The 17,400-nt window shown below is 36.8% G+C and carries 14 protein-coding genes; 1 reads left to right on the forward strand and 13 read right to left on the reverse strand.

Translation table 11 applies throughout. The features are described from left to right. From xerD to J6L97_RS05905, 5 genes are all read right to left on the reverse strand, one after another. A complete protein-coding gene (gene xerD / locus J6L97_RS05885; RefSeq protein ID WP_013086287.1) occupies positions 1-906 on the reverse strand; it encodes a site-specific tyrosine recombinase XerD in 906 nt (301 codons plus the stop codon). Further along, on the reverse strand, positions 893-1,786 hold the full coding sequence (locus tag J6L97_RS05890; RefSeq protein WP_013086286.1) for a CvfB family protein: 894 nt from the start codon (positions 1,784-1,786) through the stop codon (positions 893-895). Before J6L97_RS05890 ends, xerD begins: the two co-directional genes overlap by 14 nt. Positions 1,787-1,912: 126 nt before the next feature. Beyond that, on the reverse strand, positions 1,913-3,682 hold the full coding sequence (gene pyk, locus J6L97_RS05895; RefSeq protein WP_013086285.1) for a pyruvate kinase: 1,770 nt from the start codon (positions 3,680-3,682) through the stop codon (positions 1,913-1,915). A gap of 33 nt (positions 3,683-3,715) precedes the next feature. Further along, entirely contained in the window at positions 3,716-4,678 is a 963-nt protein-coding gene (gene pfkA, locus J6L97_RS05900; protein WP_005720158.1) for a 6-phosphofructokinase, read from the reverse strand. Between the two features lie 167 nt (positions 4,679-4,845). Further along, positions 4,846-7,953, reverse strand: a complete 3,108-nt coding sequence (locus J6L97_RS05905) for a DNA polymerase III subunit alpha (protein WP_057726526.1) — start codon at positions 7,951-7,953, stop codon at positions 4,846-4,848. A gap of 115 nt (positions 7,954-8,068) precedes the next feature. On the opposite strand from J6L97_RS05905, the gene J6L97_RS05910 reads away from it, so the two are divergent. Next, positions 8,069-8,287: a DUF2929 family protein gene (locus J6L97_RS05910; RefSeq protein ID WP_005722935.1), complete on the forward strand. Its 219-nt coding sequence runs from the start codon at positions 8,069-8,071 to the stop codon at positions 8,285-8,287. 61 nt (positions 8,288-8,348) lie between these two features. Here J6L97_RS05910 and J6L97_RS05915 read toward each other — a convergent pair whose 3' ends face one another. From J6L97_RS05915 to uvrC, 8 genes are all read right to left on the reverse strand, one after another. Then, positions 8,349-9,905 carry a bifunctional metallophosphatase/5'-nucleotidase gene (locus tag J6L97_RS05915; protein ID WP_057726527.1) on the reverse strand — a complete coding sequence of 519 codons (1,557 nt, stop codon included), beginning with the start codon at positions 9,903-9,905 and terminating at the stop codon, positions 8,349-8,351. Positions 9,906-9,964: 59 nt separating this feature from the next. Further along, the gene (rpmF, locus tag J6L97_RS05920) at positions 9,965-10,153 is read right to left on the reverse strand and encodes a 50S ribosomal protein L32 (protein ID WP_005720154.1); all 189 of its coding nucleotides are present in this window, start codon (positions 10,151-10,153) and stop codon (positions 9,965-9,967) included. 102 nt (positions 10,154-10,255) lie between these two features. Then, a complete protein-coding gene (locus J6L97_RS05925) occupies positions 10,256-10,504 on the reverse strand; it encodes a lipopolysaccharide assembly protein LapA domain-containing protein (protein WP_005720153.1) in 249 nt (82 codons plus the stop codon). A gap of 6 nt (positions 10,505-10,510) precedes the next feature. Further along, the gene (locus J6L97_RS05930) at positions 10,511-11,305 is read right to left on the reverse strand and encodes an SDR family NAD(P)-dependent oxidoreductase (RefSeq protein ID WP_013086283.1); all 795 of its coding nucleotides are present in this window, start codon (positions 11,303-11,305) and stop codon (positions 10,511-10,513) included. After that, positions 11,302-12,240 (reverse strand): ribonuclease Z, encoded by a 939-nt coding sequence (gene rnz / locus J6L97_RS05935; protein WP_005724643.1) that lies wholly within the window; start codon positions 12,238-12,240, stop codon positions 11,302-11,304. Before rnz ends, J6L97_RS05930 begins: the two co-directional genes overlap by 4 nt. A 17-nt stretch (positions 12,241-12,257) precedes the next feature. After that, positions 12,258-14,174 carry an acyltransferase family protein gene (locus J6L97_RS05940; protein WP_081036405.1) on the reverse strand — a complete coding sequence of 639 codons (1,917 nt, stop codon included), beginning with the start codon at positions 14,172-14,174 and terminating at the stop codon, positions 12,258-12,260. A 15-nt stretch (positions 14,175-14,189) separates the two neighbouring features. Further along, complete coding sequence (gene obgE, locus J6L97_RS05945) at positions 14,190-15,494, reverse strand: GTPase ObgE (protein WP_005722345.1); 1,305 nt, start codon at positions 15,492-15,494, stop codon at positions 14,190-14,192. Positions 15,495-15,572: 78 nt separating this feature from the next. Further along, positions 15,573-17,375 carry an excinuclease ABC subunit UvrC gene (gene uvrC / locus J6L97_RS05950; protein ID WP_023488620.1) on the reverse strand — a complete coding sequence of 601 codons (1,803 nt, stop codon included), beginning with the start codon at positions 17,373-17,375 and terminating at the stop codon, positions 15,573-15,575. Positions 17,376-17,400: the final 25 nt, after the last annotated feature.

Here is a 17,400-nt window from a genome sequence, read left to right on the forward strand (position 1 = left end):
CTAAAGACGAGGATGTGTCTTCTGATAAACATTTAAAATTTGCTTTTGTGATAAATTGGTATAGATCTGTGTCGTGCTAATATCAGAATGTCCTAATATTTCTTGCACTACTCGCAAATCTGCGCCGTTTTCTAGCAAATGTGTTGCAAACGTATGACGTAAAGTGTGTGGCGTGACATCTTTAGTAATTGCCGCCATTTGACAATACTTTTTGATCATCTGCCAAATAGCCTGTCGTGTAATCTTTTTTCCTCGATTATTTAAAAAAATATGTTCATCGCTTTTCCCTACTTGTAAAATTAGCGGATCACGAACTTCATTTTCATATTTTTTTATCCAATCAAGAGCAACAGGACTAATTGGAATCAATCGTTCTTTTTCGCCTTTACCAAGAACCCGAACTAAGCCTAAATTGTCATGTAAATCCTGCAACTCCAAATTAATTAATTCGCTTACTCTCATTCCCGTGGCATATAATGTCTCTAAGATAGCACGATCACGTATACCTAACTTTCGTTTAGTATTTGGCTGCTCAAGTAGCCTATTCATTTCAGCTTGAGAGAGAGCTGTCGGCAAACGACGTTCTTTTTTAGGCAAATCGATTTCCAACATTGGATTTAACTTTTGAATATTTTGCCGAGCTAACCATTGATAAAATTTACGCATGCTAGAAATAAGTCGACTAATTGAGCTGGTTGCTTTGTTCAAATCACGCTGCCGAGCTAAAAACGCATCCACATCGCTTGCTTCAGTTGGCCATGAAGCCATACCTTCATTTTCTACAAAAGTTCGAAATTCTTCTAAATCTTGACGATAAGCATTAATTGTATTATCACTTAATCCTCGTTCAACTTGACTGTAGCGTAAATAATCATCAATTTGATCTTTTAAATTATTCTTCTCCATTATCGTTCTCTTCTGGATCCTTAATTAAAGTAATCGTACCTGCTGTTTTATCTTCTTCAATTAATCCAGCCTTGAGCAAATGACCGACCGCACGTTTAAAAGCTGATTTTGAAATACCAAAGTATGATTTAATTTCTTGTGCACCTGATTTGTCATAGAAAGGTAGAGTCTTGGTTTCTCTTCTCCGCAAACTCATCAAAATCATTTGCGCATCATCATCAATTTCTTCAAAAGCACGAGGCAAAGCACTCAAATTCAAACGTCCATATTGACTGACACCGACTACTCTACCCTTGAATTGCTCACCTAGTCTCATAGGACGTGGCATCTGCGATTCATGTACAAAGCCAAGATAATAATCACTAGTTAAAACAAATGCTCCTATCTCTCGTGTAGCATAAACCGTTGCAAAGACATTTTCATTATTCATTCCACGTGGAAAGTTAGCAGCTAATTGGTCAAAAATATTTTCATCTGCTAGCTTAGCCCAAATACGATCTTTTTCGTCAGTTTCTAATCTTACTAAAAGTCGATCATCACGTCGAGGCCATCTTTCTTTTTCTCTAGGAAGATCATCCATTGATAAAACAACGTCTTTATCAGGTAGACCTACATCAACAAAGACGCCTAAGCCTGGACGTACCTCGGTTACTTTTCCCCAACCATATTGATCGGGTTGCGCGAATGGCAAAAATTGTGTCATTTCTCGATCATGACTTTTATTATCATAAATAAAACCTTCGACTTCATCTCCAATTTTAGGAATATCATCTTGCGTAATCTCGATCTTCTTCAATTCATAAGTCAGTCCATCAATTTGAACATAATAAGCTTTATCGTTTTCGTCAGTAATTTTTCCTTTACGAACTGTTCCAAGCATTTAAAAATCTCCTACTTTACATATTCTTACATATAAGTATAAGAGATTTTTATGCAAAATAAAATAGCCAGCACTTAAGCTGGCTATTTTTTGATTAGCTAATCTATCTAAATTATATTCTTAAAATTAAAGGTTTGAGATTTCGCCTTGGTAGATAGCACCACGACGAGCGTCAACAGTAATAGTTGAACCATCAGAAATCTTGTCAGTAGCGTCAGTAGCACCAACAACAACTGGGATACCTAATGATAAACCGATAACTGCGGCATGTGAAGTTAAACCTGAAGCTTCAACAACTAAACCTGAAGCCTTCTTGATAGCTGGGTTGTAGTCTGGGTCAGTAGTCTTAGCAACTAAGATGTCGCCTTCCTTAACCTTGCTGTTTGCTTCTTCAGCTGAGTTAGCTACAACAGCCTTGCCGATAACTGAACCGTTACCAACACCTAAGCCTTGAACTAACTTGTTACCGATGATTTGTAACTTCATTAAGTTAGTTGTACCTGAGTCACCAAGTGGAGTACCTGCAACGATAATTACAAGGTCGCCATCCTTTACGTAACCCTTTTCCTTAGCTACCTTAGCAGCCATTTCAAACATGTCATCAGTTGACTTAGGCTTTTCAGTCAATACTGGTTGTACACCCCAAACGATACCCAATGAGTGTTGAATCTTTTCGTCAAAGGTCATAGCAATAATGTCAGCATTTGGACGGTACTTAGAAATCATACGTGCAGTGTAACCTGAGTTAGTTGCAGTAATGATAGTCTTAACACCTAATTCTTGAGCAGTACGTACAACTGATTCACCGATAGCTTCAGTTACGTTTGAACCCTTGTAGGCTTCGAATCTTTGAAGAGCTAAAGTATTACGCTTAAGCATTTGCTTTTCAGTACGTTCGTCAATTTCAGCCATAGCCTTAACAGCCTTAACTGGGTAAAGACCATTTGCTGATTCACCTGAAAGCATAGTTGCGTCAGTACCATCAAGAACAGCGTTAGCAACGTCTGAAACTTCGGCACGAGTTGGACGTGGGTTTTCTTGCATTGAGTCAAGCATTTGAGTAGCAGTAATAACTGGCTTACCAAGTGCGTTAGCCTTGCGGATTAGGCTCTTTTGTACAAATGGAACTTCCATAAATGGAATTTCAACACCCATGTCACCACGAGCAACCATTAAACCATCTGAAACTTGCAAAATTTCGTCTGCGTTGTCGATACCTTCTTGAGATTCAATCTTTGGGAAGATCTTAACGTAGTCTGCACCTGCTTCTTCACAAAGCTTACGGATGTCTAAGATATCTTGAGCCTTACGTGCAAATGAAGCAGTAATGAAGTTAATACCATAGTTCAAACCAAACTTAATGTCATCAGTATCCTTTTCAGTAATACCTGGAAGGCGAATTTCAACACCAGGAGCGTTAACACCCTTCTTTGAACCGATTACACCAGTGTTTTGAGCTTCACAAACAAGTTCTCTCTTTGAGTCGTCCTTTTCCTTGATCAAAAGGTCAACCAAACCATCATCGATTAATACGTGACCACCAACGTGAGTATCATCGTATAAACCGTCGTAGGTAACGTGGATCATGTCCTTGTTACCCTTCTTAGTGGCATCCATTGATACACGGATCATGTCACCAGTATTAATAGTGAACTTACCACCTTCTTGTTCAGTGGTTCTGATTTCAGCACCCTTAGTGTCAAGGTCGATACCAAGAAGTAAACCAGTATCCTTTTCCACTTGACGAACCATCTTCATACGAGCAAGGTGTTCTGGGTGGTCACCGTGTGAGAAGTTGAAACGGAATACGTTTGCACCAGCCTTAGCTAAAGCAGTAATAGTTTCAATATCGTTTGAAGCTGGCCCTAAAGTACTAACAATCTTAGTTTTCTTCATTATTAAAAAAATCCTCTCCAAAAATCAACTAAATTAATATTTAGTCATTTCTTCATTTACATCCAATAACGCATAATCACCTTGGTGTTTACCGTCAAACAAATCAAGAATGTCGTGGGTATTAAGTTCACCATTCTCCATGCCGACAGCTAAACCGCCCTTCCCATCGAGAAGTAACTTAACAGCATAATTACCCATCTTAGTAGCATTAACTCTATCTGTAACAGTAGGTGAGCCACCACGTTGCATATGCGCAAGGACATTAGCACGAGCATCAAAGTCACCATATTTAAGGAGTTCGTCCTTAAACTTATCAGCAGCCATAACGCCTTCTGCTAAAACAATGATACCATGATCTTTGCCATCTGCAAAACCACGAGTAAGAGTTTCTGCAATTTCCTTAACATCGTATGAACGTTCAGGAATTACAATTGCGTCTGCTCCACTTGCTACACCGACACGCATAGCGATATCACCACATTCACGACCCATTACATTAACAACGAATACGCGGTGGTGACTGCTTGCAGTATCACGAATTTTATCGATAGCATCCATAGCAGTACGACAAGCAGAATCAAAGCCGATCGTGTAGTCAGTATAAGGAATATCATTATCGATAGTTCCTGGCAAACCAACTGAGTTTACGCCGTGGCGAGTCAAGGCTAAAGCACCATGGTATGAACCGTCACCGCCAATTACGATAACCGCATCAATACCATGTTTCTTTAATTGCTCAACACCCTTTTGTTGCACTTCTTCTTGTGCAAATTCAGGGAAACGAGCACTGTACAAGAAAGTACCGCCTTCACTAATCTTGTGGTCAACATTTTCCGTGGTAAGCGGAACAAAGTCACCTGCAACCAAACCAGCGAAACCATAACGAATTCCAAAGACTTCAAGCCCATGATGGATAGCAGTCTTTGTCACAGCTCTAATTGCTGCATTCATACCAGGGGCGTCTCCGCCACTAGTTAAAATACCAATCCGTTTCATGAATTCACCTCATCATGATTATTTTGTGTAATTTCTCACATCACATAAATATTAACATTTTTTAGGCAAAAAAGCTCACAAAAATTGGGCTAATTTATGCTTTCTTTCCGTATTTAAGTTTGTTAGCACTTACATCCATCGTCAAAGATAGCTTTGTAATTTGAACTTTATTCTTTAAAATTAACTTTTCGCAAATTGGTTAAGAAATACTGTTTTTTATTTTGGTCAAATCGATCACCTTGAACCTTGACTCCTAGTAAATAAATATCTCCTTCTTTTAAAATAGAGCCAAATTTTTCATAAGCCGGTGGAAAAATAATAATTTCTTGTTCGCTAGATGTATCAGCAAAACTAGCAAAAGCCATTGTTTTTCCATTTTTGGTCCTAATTTGCTTTAACTTCATTAATTTACCCACGCTAATACCACTATCATTTAACTGAAATTGATTCAATGGTCTAGCGTTAAATTTTTGTGCATATTTTTGTACAGCTATTAGAGGAGTAGTTGTTGTAGTAAAGCCTAAAGCTTTCTCTTCCATTTCTGCTTTTTGGGCAGCAGTCGGTGGCTCAGCAGGCTTAAGTGGTGCATCCCCCAGAATCTCAGATAAAGACATATTTTGTCCCGTTAATTGCACATTAGCAATTACATCTTTGCAGTTAAGCAATAACTCATTGCGATTATCTTCGATTGAGTCAAATGCTCCAGCCATAATCAATGCTTCAATTGCGTCTACTTGTAAGAACTTAGCATCGATTCTACGCAAAAAATCATTAAAAGACTTATACGGTTTAGTATTGGCAGCTATTTCCTTAGCAAAATCAAGACGTAATCCTTTAATTGCTTTTAAACCAACTAAAATCTTGCCATCTTGTAAAGTATAGTCTAATTGGCTGTGATTGATATCAGGCGGCAAAATACGAACTCCAGCTTCCTGAGCTTGCATCGAATAGCTTTGCGCTTTAGCAGACGTTGATGAATTGAGCATCGCTGTGTAAAATGCAGCAGGATAATGAACCTTCAAATAAGCTAGCCAAAAGGCAATCTTGGTATATGCCACCGCGTGTGAACGGTTAAAACCATAGTTAGCAAATTGCTCTATATAATGATAAACTCGCTCACCTACTTCTTTAGGATGACCTTTTTTGACCGTACCAGCAATAAATTTTCCACGTTCTTGCTCAATGACATTCTGATTCTTTTTAGACATCGCACGTCGTAAAATATCGGCTTCACCCAATGAAAATCCTGCCAGGATTTGAGCTGTTTGCATGACTTGTTCCTGATAAACCAAAATTCCATAAGTTGATTGTAAAATTTGCTTTAAACTGGGATCAGGATAATGCACAGTAGCCGTACCATTTTTTCTTGCAACAAATGCGTCAATATTTTGCATTGGACCTGGACGGTATAAAGCGTTCACCGCTACTAGGTCCTCAAAATTGTCGGGATGCAATTTACGCAAAACACCACGAATCCCACCAGATTCAAATTGGAAGACTGCATCTGTTTTACCTTGTTGAAACAGTTCCATTGTTTTGGGATCATTTAACGGAATTGTATTAGGATCTAGCTTTACACCTTGCTGCCGCACTAAAGCTAAAATATTGCCTAAAACTGTCAAATTGCGCAATCCCAAAAAGTCGATCTTTAGCAAACCTAATGATTCAACATATTTTTTGGTTTGCTGAGTTACAGGAATGCCGAAAGGACCAGCCTGCAATCCCGAAATGCCAGCAATCGAATCATCACTAATCACCAATCCAGCCGCATGAATAGAATAATGCCTTGGCAATCCCTCAAGTCCTAAAGCAGTCTTAAATAACAATTTATTCTCAGGCGTTGCATCAACCAATAATCTTAGTTCTCTAGACTCTTGATATGCTTTTTTTAATCCCATTTTATCTTTAGAGTACGGGATTGCGTGAGTCCACTTAGTGATTTCTGGTCCTGTTAAGCCAAAAACCCGGCCAGCGTCTCTTAATACTTGTTTAGCAGCCATTGTACCAAAAGTCAAAATTTGAGCAGCATGATCCATGCCATACTTTTGATACATATACTTAATTACTGTATTCCGTTGAATATCAGGAATGTCCAGATCAATATCAGGCATCTCATGACGAGCCGGATTTAAAAAACGCTCAAACAGTAAATTATATTGGATGGGATCAACTTCAGTGATACGCAAAGAGTATGAAACCAGTGAACCACAAGCTGAACCACGTCCTGGACCAGTAGTAATTTTTACTCGGTGACAATAGTTAATTACATCCCATACAATCAAAAAATAATCATCGAACCCCATCTGATTGATGACTCGTAATTCATAATTTAATCTTTTCTGATACTCGGCTGGAATACTTTTTTGACCAAAGCGCGCTTGTAAACCAGTTTGAGCCAAATAACGCAAATATTCTTCTGAAGTCGGAAACTTATCTTGATGATATTTAGGTAAGACCGGTTTTTGAAAGATCACTTCAGCATTACATTTCTGAGCAATTTTCCAAGTATTATTAATTGCATCATCCAAGTCATATTGATGATAGCGTTCTAAAACATTTTGTGCAGAATCTAAATAATGCGAACCAGCTTGCTTAGCTAGTGGCAATATATCTTGCAATTTATCTCCCTTAGCAATCGCACGCAAAGTTTTTTGTAAAAATTGCTCACGTGGCCGTAAATATTGACTATCTTCCACTGCAACTAAAGATAATTCAAATTGCTTAGCTAATCCACGGACATAATCAATGTAATCTATACTTGCTTTTGAAGCATATACACCCAAATAAAGATCAGACGTTAACTTCTTTAGTTGGCGAACATAATCACTGCCTAATGCCTGATTTGTATCATGCAGCGCCATTAATTCACTTTTTAGATTAGCTGGTACGATAATCAACAAATCATCTAAATATTTGGTTAATTCATTCAGCGTTAAGACCTTATCGTTTTGCCCATTTTCCGTTAACAAATTTACCGCGCTAGAAAGTCGCAATAAATTATGATAGCCCTTATTTGTTTTGGCAAAAACTAGCAAATCATATTTTTGGGTGCTATCAACCAAACCATTTAAACGCAGTTGCATCCCAAGAAGTGGTTTAATTCCCGCCTTTTTAGCCAACTCATAAAAATTGACCAAACCATAAGTCACGTTCACGTCGGCTAAACCAACCACAGGATAGCCCTTCTCTTTAGCGTCTTTTATCAAATCACTTACCTTGGTTGGACTACTTAAAAGCGTAAAGGAGCTTATGTTTTGAAGTGCTGCTACTTGCATAAATTAACCACCTTTCGTCATTACAAACATTAAATTAAGTATACCAAATTGAACCAATCAGGTTTGAATTTGCGCTTCATTTTTGATAAAATCTTACACGAAAGAAGGAATCATTATGGGTCGTTATATCATCACAACTGTATGGAGCGTAATCTACATGTTAGTTGTAGGCTTTATTGCTGGTCCTTTAACCCGAAGTGCTTCATTCAACGGCACAGATTTAAGAAATTGTGTAATCGTTGGGATCATTTTTGGTATTCTTTTCTCAGCAATTATTGCGACTATTACTGCTCGTTCACACAAAGATAATAGTAAATACAGTAAGTTAAAATAATTATTCAATCTATTCAAAAAAGACGTGAGATGTTTTTATTCTCACGTCTTTTTCGTTTGGTTTAGTAAAACTTATAATTCTTTTTTGTATCTACTTCGACTGGTCCATGAGTCAAATATTCGCTAAACATTTGTACATAGTCCTTATCCAAAGTGGTTTCAATTTTTTCCATACTATATTCAGGATAAAATCCCCCACCCATAGCACGATAGTTGTTAACTGCTAAATGATAAATCTGATCATCTTTGATTGGCTTACCGTGCAAAGTTAGTTTAGTCAGCCGTTCACCTACTGGTCTGGATAAATCCGCTTCATATTCGACTGGATAAAAGACGTCAAAATGATACAACATTGGCTTAGGCTTAATCCATCGATCAATAAAGCCAATGTTTCCTGCTTCATCTTTCTTCAAAAAGCCAGCAGAGTGCTCAATAATATGACGTAATTCTTTACCAGTCAGCTTCACACGACACAACTGATTAGCATACGGATAATTTAACAAAACATCTCTCATAGTAATGGTCTTATCAAATCCCTTAGCTGTCTCACTCATCACTGCAGTTGCCGAAACATCAGCTTTAGTAAACCATAATTGCATTTGTTGGATTAAATTAATAAATGGCGCGCCTTCTATTCTGCCTTTCATTGCATTTTCAATTCGAGCAGGTTTATCTAAATGTGCAATTGGTTGATCTAGCCATTTTTGTGTTCTTTTATCCAAGTCAGATACAATATCAACAATTACAGGATCAGGATCATAATCGTTAGTGTCAATCAACTTAGTGGACATTGATTTGATTTTCTTAGTATCATCATCAATATCAAGAACCACTTCAGCTACAGCTTCACCGCGATAACCTGGTTGAACAATAGCAGTATCGCGTGTAACCAAATTTAAGCGCCGATGCTGGTGACCTGTCAATAGGACATCAACTTCTGGAATTTTGGTTAAAATCTGATAACCTTCATTTTCACCACGATTAGGTTCAGTCGCCTTACCAGTTTCAGGATCGCTTTCAAAGCCACCATGATACATCACAGCTAAAATATCAACCTGAGGGCGTAATATTTTGGCATAATGCTTAATTTTTTCGTAAGCAGAGGCAAACTTTAAGCCTTTTACATTTTCTTTAGGTTCCCAATGTGGGATATATTGCGTTGTAATCCCCAATAAACCAATCTTTAAGCCATTTCTCTTGATAATAGTGTATTCTCTACCAAAAAATGGAACTTCTGTTTCTGCATCCAGTACATTATCATTAATGATTGGTGCCTCATTGTTATCAACATAGTAGCTTAAATAATCTAATCCAAAGTTAAAATCATGGTTACCTAAAAAGCGAGCATCATACCCCACTGCATTATAAGCTTGCGTAAAAATACGTAAATCACTATAATCACCAGTTGAATGAGCATAGGAAGCAAGTGGTGAGCCTTGCAAACAATCACCTGCATCGGTAACTACAACATTGTTATCACCATACTTTTTCTTTTCAGATTTAATAACTGAGCTAACTCTACTCAAACTAAAAGGAGCATGATAGTCGGTTTTATTTTGGTAATCAGTTGGCAACAAAAATCCATGTGTATCACTAGAATGTAAAAATACTAACTTCATTATTTGTTTTTCCTTTTTCTAGGTATAAAAAAAGACACCATATCAAAGGTGTCCTTTAACTAGTTATTGCTGTTGTCGTTGTTATTTACAACTTGACGACCCTTGTAATAACCCTTTGGTGAAACACGGTGGCTTAAGCGGTATTCACCAGTAGTTGCATCATAGTGCATTGCTGGAACACTCAACTTAATGTGACCACGACGTGAACGTTTCTTTTGTTTAGAAGTATGTCTTGCAGGAACTGCCATTTAATTTGATCTCCTTTATTGTAGTCTTAAGCTTCAGGGTCATATAACCCCGAATCACTCACGTAGTTCAATCATACTATTCAATTGCTAATAAATCAAGATTTATTCTATTTTCTTCTCTTTTTTATTGAAGAAAGTGACCTTGTGATCCGTTTTTTCCTTAGTATCTCGTCCAAAGAACCAAGCAATAATCATCCCGATAATCACCATTACCACTAACACAACAATTAGTGGTAACCTCACCTTAAAAAAGCCAAAATTAATTGCGACAGGTGATGTATTTAAAACAACAAAAATTACTGCAATTAAAGCCACAACTGATCCAATAATTAAATTTCTTTGTTTTTCCATCTTTTTTTACTTTCTAGAAGCAAACTTTAAGGAAATCTCATCACCAATCGATGGAAATAGATTATACAATTTAGCCGCTACAGCTAAACTAAGTGGTAAATTTAATTCACGTTTATCACTGCCAAAGAAGTGAACTACTTGCCAAGCAACATCATCTGGATCCAACATAAATTCTTGAACATTTTTGACATAATTTCCAGTCTTATCTGCTACATTGAGGAAATTAGTATAAACTGGTCCTGGGTTTACAGTCATTACCTTGACACCAAATGGCTTTAATTCTAGCCGTAAGACATTTGAAAATTGAATTACGGCAGCCTTAGATGCACTGTAAGCGGCTGACTTGGTAGTTGGTACCTTGCCAGCAATTGAGCCAAAATTAATAATTTGACCAGTCTTTTGTTCCATCATGACCCTACCTACTAAACGAGTAAAGTACATCAAACCTAAAACATTAACTTGGAACATATTGGTAACGTCTTGCATTTTTTGGTCCATAAATTCTTCGAATTTACCAAAACCAGCACAATTAACTAAAAAGTCAATGTGTTTTACTTGTTTAGTAATTGCATTAAAGGTTTGTTCAATTTCTTCCGGCTTACCCATATCTGTTGGAAAAACATATGCTTCAGCACCGGATAGTTCTTTAGCTTCTGCTGCAATTTCATCTAATTGGTTCTTTCTTCTAGCAATTAAAATTACAGTAGCACCACGACCAGCACTTTCAAGGGCAATGGAACGTCCAATCCCACTTGAAGCACCTGTAATTACAACAACTTTATTTCTTAATGAGTCTTTCATTTTTCTGAGCCTTTCATTGGAATATTAATCTGATCAAAATCATTAACTAATACTGTATTAGAAAATACTTTTTTAGCCTGTTTTTCGAGTTTTTTCGCTTTAGCACCCATATAACGAGCAGAAATATGATTTAGACATAATAATTTAACATTATCTTTCCGAGCAATTTTGGCTGCTTCAACCGAAGTAGAATGATAATAATCATGCGCCAATTTTTGTTCATCCCCTGCAAAAGTTGATTCATGGACTAAAACATCTGCATCTTTAGCCAAACGAGCAATACTTGGCGTGGAACGTGTGTCATAGATGACCGTCACAATTCTTCCCGATTTAGTAGGTCCTAAGAAATTTTTACCATCCAAAACAGTACCATCAGCTAAAGTTACTTTTTCGCCATTTTTTAATTTCCCCAAAAGTGGCCCATTAGGAACATTATACTGTGCTAACTTGTCAATTAATAATTCGCCTGGATGTGAAGCCTCCACTACTCTAAAACCAAAACTGGGTATCCGGTGGTCTAGTTGCTCCGTATACACTCGAAAGCCCTTATCCTCACAGATTAACCCTGATTTAGCTAATTCAACAAACCTTATAGGATATGAAATTTTAGTCCGAGATACCTTAAGAGCTGTTCTAACAAATTCTTCAATACCACTGGGACCATAAATAGTAATAGGACCAACATCACCTTGAAAAGAACGAGTTGACAATAACCCTGGTAACCCAAAAATGTGATCACCGTGATTATGTGATATAAAAATTTTGGTAACTTTTCGTAATTTAATATTTGTTCTTAAAATTTGATGCTGAGTTGCTTCACCTACGTCAAAAAGCCAGATTTCATTCAATTCATCCAGCAACTTAAGTGCAACACTAGAAACATTGCGTTGCTTTGAAGGTTGCCCAGCACCAGTACCTAAAAATTGTAATTCCATGAAAATCCTATTCTAATCTAAAATTTTGAATGCTTAACAATTGTTTTGGTAACTAATGCACTATAGTATTTTGAGCCCTCTAAATTAGGGTGAGTATGATCACCGTAGAACCAGTCAGGATGATTCTTCGAGTATGAATACCAATCAATTATTATAAGATTATGATACCGTTTTGCACCTTGCTTTAGCAAATTATTCACTGAATTTTGCCAATCTCTAGTTGGAACGTGAACATTGATCCAGAAAACTTTTCTCTTAGGCCCAGCCTGATGCATTATTCGATCAAGATCTTCCATTGAGAAAGGTCCATTAGTTCCTAATCCTATTAAGATATTATCTGCTAAAACTCCTTGACTTTGATAACTATCTAATAAGCCAAAAGCAACATTCAATTGTCTTGAAACAGCAGCATCAATTAACGCTTTAGGCATTAATTGTTTTAAATCGTTGCTCGAACCGGCCATTACCGAGTCGCCAATCGCAGTTACTTGAACATGTTGAGCCAATTGCAAATCTAACTGGGAAATACCATATTTAACAAAAGATTTGTTAATAGGATGCTTTTTAGTTTGAAGCTCAGCTTCACGAATAATTTTAGATTTTTTTTCTTTTTTCTTTTTTTCTTTTTTTAACTTTTCAATTAATTTAGCATTATCCTTTTTTTGTTTTTTAGAATTCTGATTAATTCGCTGTGCTAATTGGCTTTTATTAAAGTCTTCTGCTTTTACTCCTGGTGAAATAGCAATAGCTGCTGATCCTAAGATTAAAATCAAAGCTGCTAAGGCTGCTTGACCTTTCTTAAAGTAATCTTTTGTTTCAAAATTAAAAATTCGAGCAAAATATTGCTTCGTTTTATCCCAGGTAATCCTACCCATTGGTCTTTCAATCAAACGATAAGTAATTTCTGTAATCACTAAAATTAAAATCACTTCAATAAGGTGATACAGCATTGGATTATCACCAATATTTACCTTATCTTCAAAAAAGATCATTACTGGAAATTGATACAGATAGATGCCATAGCTTCGTGAGCCAATCCAATCAAATAACTTATTAGTTAGGATTTGATTCCAATGACTGCCAGGATGAGCAATTACCGCTACTAAAATACATACATCTAAAGTAAATAACAACATTCCGCCAGAGTAAGTAAAGGCTTGTTGTGGATTCATCCACTTAGAGAAGAACATTGCTAACATTAAAACAAATGAAGCAAGGCCCACCAAGTCCAATATCCAACTTACTTTTCGTTCGACTTGCTGATTTAAACCTTCTATCGGCCAAACAACTGCTAATGCTGCTCCTAATCCTAAAGAAAAGAAACGAGTATCAGTTCCGTAATAAATTCGATTAATATCAGCCTTTAAAAAGTATAGGATTGCCATTTCTAATGCAGAAACAGCTGATAGACCAACTAAAATCCAGAAAATATTTTTTTTCTTTTTAACCAATTTAACTAGTAAATAAATGACAATTGGCCAAACAATATAAAATTGGCCTTCAATTGACATCGTCCATAAATTAGTAAATGGTGATTCATTAGCTGCAAAACGCTCAAAATAGCTTTGACCATTATGAATTTGCCAAAAATTAAATACATTTAATAGATTTGCAAGTACAACCTGATTTAATTTAGCCAGTAAATTTCGTTGAAAGATAAAGATATAGGCTGCACTTAACCATAAAACAGTAATTAATTGTGGATATAACTTTTTTATTCGACTCAAATAAAAATGACGATTATTATATGATCCTGTTTTATCATATGAATTAAGCATATGATCTGTCACCAAATATCCTGAGAGCACGAAAAAAATCGGCACTCCCAGATATCCTCCCATAAAGGAATTAGGATCCAAATGATAAAGAATTACTCCGATAACTGCTAAGGCTCTAAGGCCAGAATACCCCGTAATAAACCTATTTTTTTTCATACCCTATCTCTACTCTTATTGTACGAATTCAAAGACAAACTTGCCAATAGCCACATCATCACCATTAACAGCTCCTTTTTCACGTAGTGCGTCATCAACACCTAAACGCTTAAGCTTTCTTGCTAAACGCATAATACCGTCTTGGTGATCCAAGTTGGTCATTTGAACTAATCTTTCTAATTGTTCACCCTTAACGATAAATTCATGTTCGCCAACTTGCTCAACTGTAAATTCATTCTTTTGTGGTGCCTGATACTTATATTCTTTAATCTTTTGTGCTAGCTTAGGTTGTTCTTCAGCCTGTTCTTGTTCAACTTCAGTTACTAAGTTGGCAGTATCTGACATCAACTTATCTACGCCTTTATGAGTTACACTTGAGATTTCATAAATAGGTTCATTATTTCCTTCTGCTTTTAATGCTTTTTTAAACTCAGCTAGTTTTTCCTCAGCACCAGGAATATCCATTTGTGAAGCTACAATCAATTCTCGCTTCTTTGATAAATCTGTTTCGTAATTTTTGAGTTCTTTTTTAATGGTATGGTAATCATCAATTGCCTCACGACCATTATTAGGATCCATTGAAACTAGATGTAGAATTACTTTGGTTCTTTCAACGTGACGTAAAAATTGAATTCCTAAGCCTACGCCTTGACTAGCTCCTTCAATTAATCCTGGCAAATCCGCCATTGAAAAGTCACGACCATCTGGCAAGATAACCATTCCCAAATTAGGAGTTAAAGTCGTGAATTGATAAGCAGCAATTTTGGGCTTGGCCTTAGTTGTTACTGATAACAGTGTTGATTTACCAACTGACGGAAAACCAACTAAGCCGACATCAGCCAATAATTTTAATTCTAAACGCAAAACGCGATCTTCACCTGGTTCACCATTTTCAGCAATTTCTGGTGCAGTATTAACACTAGTTGCAAAATGGATATTACCACGACCGCCGCGACCGCCTTTAGCAACGACTAGTTCTTGGCCCTTTTCAGTTAAATCACCAATCAATTCATTAGTGTCATAATCATATACAGTAGTACCAACTGGAACTTTTAAATAAAGATCCTTAGCTGCACGGCCATATTGTGATTTAATACGACCGTTTTCACCACTATCCGCCTTAAACTTACGCCGATAGCGAAAATCCATCAAAGTTCTTAAGCCGCTGTCAGCAACAAAAATAATACTGCCGCCACGGCCACCATCACCACCGGCTGGACCGCCATTAGGGACGTATTTTTCATGGCGGAAAGCCACCATGCCATCGCCGCCTTTTCCGGCTTGTACTTCGATTTTAGTTTGATCAACAAATGTAGGCATGTATATCTCTTCCTTCCGTCTTAATCTAGCTTTTAATACTATACCACAGAAATACGCATGATATCGCGTTTTCTCGGATTACAATGTTAATTTTACCGTTTGTGCTTGAGTAAGCGTTAATCCTGCTCTACGCAAGTCATCAATTGAAGCTTCTTTAATTTTCTTCAATGAACCAAATTCGCGCAATAATTTGTTACGACTTTTAGGACCAATTCCCTTAATCGAATCTAAACGACTGGACAAAGCATTTTTAGCATGGCGTCTTCTATGAAAAGTAATCGCAAAGCGGTGCACTTCGTCTTGAATGCGCGTCATTAAATAAAAGCCCTCTGATTTGGGATTAAGGGGAATCAGTTTCAAAGGAATACCGTTGATGGGATCGCCAAATAATAAATGGTTTGTTCTGTGCTTATCATCTTTAACCATCCCCGCAACTGGGATATTCAAATTTAATTCATTTCGTAAAACATCTAAACAAGCATCGACCTGAATTTGACCACCATCCATCAAAATCAAATCAGGCATTCTTTTATGCTCGCGCAACAGTCTACCATATCTTCGGCGGACAACTTCCCTCGTGTTGCGTACTTCGTCGCCACCATTTTGATGTTCAACCTCACCTTTTAGCTTATATTTACGATAAGCTGTTTTTTCGGGTTCACCATCTTTAAAAACGACTAAAGCAGAGACTGGGTCAGCACCTTGAATATGGGAGTGATCAAAACTTTCAATAAAGTGTCCATATGGTAAGCCTAAAGCATCAAAAATTTCTTTTTGAGCGCCTTTAGTTTTTCGATTACCTAGTTCTAATAATCTAAACTTATCATCTAGCTTTAACTTAGCATTATCCTTCGCCATGTCTAGCAATGACTTTTTCTGCCCTCGTTGCGGTGTTCTAACAGGTACCTTCAAGACCTCAGCTAAAGTAGCATTATCAAATCCTTCAGGAATCAGAATTTCTTTAGGCAAAACCCTATTTCTTTGCTCATAAAATTGCACAATAAAAGAAGTGAAAGCATCTTCTGGATCTGTGGCATCTGTCAAAGGAAACATTCTGGTTTCTCTACGCAATAACTTTGCTTGCCGTAAAAAGAAGATTTGAACAGAAATCCAAGACTTGTCAACGTAATAATTAAAAATATCACGCTGCGTATTATCATTGGAAATAATTTTTTGTTTTTCAACCGTTTCTTCAATATATTTCAATTGGTCGCGAATTTCGGCTGCTCGTTCAAATTCAAGATTGCTAGCTGCTTGAGCCATTTTTTCGGTCAAACTCTGCTTAACACTAGCAATATCTCCATTCAAAAAGCTCTTGATCTTTTTAATTTGCTCTTCGTATTCTTTTTGTGGCACTTTTTTAAAGCATGCACCTAAGCACTGCCCCATATGATAGTAAAGACAAGGTCTGCCTTGATAACCATGACAGCGCCTTAGTGGAAAAACTTTTTGAATAAACTTCAAAGTGGCCTGGGCAGCATATACATTAGGATAGGGACCAAAATAGTAGCCACCATCCTTATGAACGATACTAGTTAACCGAGTTTGCGGATCGTGTTCACGCGTGATTTCTATGTAAGGATATCCCGTACCCTGCTTTAATTGAACATTATAATAAGGTTGATACTTTTTTATTAATGTAATTTCAAGTAAAAAAGCTTCCTTATCAGTTGATACAGTAATGATGTCATAATCTCGAATTTCACGAACTAATTCAGCACGACGTCCAACCTGTTTACTCTTAAAATATGAGCGAACCCGATTTTTTAAATTTTTAGATTTACCAACATATATAACCGTACCGTTAATATCTTTCATCAAATAACAGCCGGGGTTTTCTGGTAAAAGTTTTAGTTTATTCTCAATTAATTGTGTTGCCATTATCTCATCTCACTGAAAAAATTTG

The sequence above is a fragment of the Lactobacillus crispatus genome, assembly GCF_018987235.1.
GTDB classification, from domain to species: domain Bacteria; phylum Bacillota; class Bacilli; order Lactobacillales; family Lactobacillaceae; genus Lactobacillus; species Lactobacillus crispatus.

What these genes read in the sequence shown, in the direction of transcription:
- obgE (WP_005722345.1), bottom strand. Translation starts at nt 15,494, where the DNA reads ATGCCTACATTTGTTGATCAAACTAAAATCGAAGTACAAGCCGGAAAA.
- J6L97_RS05890 (WP_013086286.1), bottom strand. Translation starts at nt 1,786, where the DNA reads ATGCTTGGAACAGTTCGTAAAGGAAAAATTACTGACGAAAACGATAAA.
- uvrC (WP_023488620.1), bottom strand. Translation starts at nt 17,375, where the DNA reads ATGGCAACACAATTAATTGAGAATAAACTAAAACTTTTACCAGAAAAC.
- rpmF (WP_005720154.1), bottom strand. Translation starts at nt 10,153, where the DNA reads ATGGCAGTTCCTGCAAGACATACTTCTAAACAAAAGAAACGTTCACGT.
- J6L97_RS05925 (WP_005720153.1), bottom strand. Translation starts at nt 10,504, where the DNA reads ATGGAAAAACAAAGAAATTTAATTATTGGATCAGTTGTGGCTTTAATT.
- J6L97_RS05930 (WP_013086283.1), bottom strand. Translation starts at nt 11,305, where the DNA reads ATGAAAGACTCATTAAGAAATAAAGTTGTTGTAATTACAGGTGCTTCA.
- J6L97_RS05940 (WP_081036405.1), bottom strand. Translation starts at nt 14,174, where the DNA reads ATGAAAAAAAATAGGTTTATTACGGGGTATTCTGGCCTTAGAGCCTTA.
- rnz (WP_005724643.1), bottom strand. Translation starts at nt 12,240, where the DNA reads ATGGAATTACAATTTTTAGGTACTGGTGCTGGGCAACCTTCAAAGCAA.
- J6L97_RS05905 (WP_057726526.1), bottom strand. Translation starts at nt 7,953, where the DNA reads ATGCAAGTAGCAGCACTTCAAAACATAAGCTCCTTTACGCTTTTAAGT.
- pfkA (WP_005720158.1), bottom strand. Translation starts at nt 4,678, where the DNA reads ATGAAACGGATTGGTATTTTAACTAGTGGCGGAGACGCCCCTGGTATG.
- xerD (WP_013086287.1), bottom strand. Translation starts at nt 906, where the DNA reads ATGGAGAAGAATAATTTAAAAGATCAAATTGATGATTATTTACGCTAC.
- J6L97_RS05910 (WP_005722935.1), top strand. Translation starts at nt 8,069, where the DNA reads ATGGGTCGTTATATCATCACAACTGTATGGAGCGTAATCTACATGTTA.
- pyk (WP_013086285.1), bottom strand. Translation starts at nt 3,682, where the DNA reads ATGAAGAAAACTAAGATTGTTAGTACTTTAGGGCCAGCTTCAAACGAT.
- J6L97_RS05915 (WP_057726527.1), bottom strand. Translation starts at nt 9,905, where the DNA reads ATGAAGTTAGTATTTTTACATTCTAGTGATACACATGGATTTTTGTTG.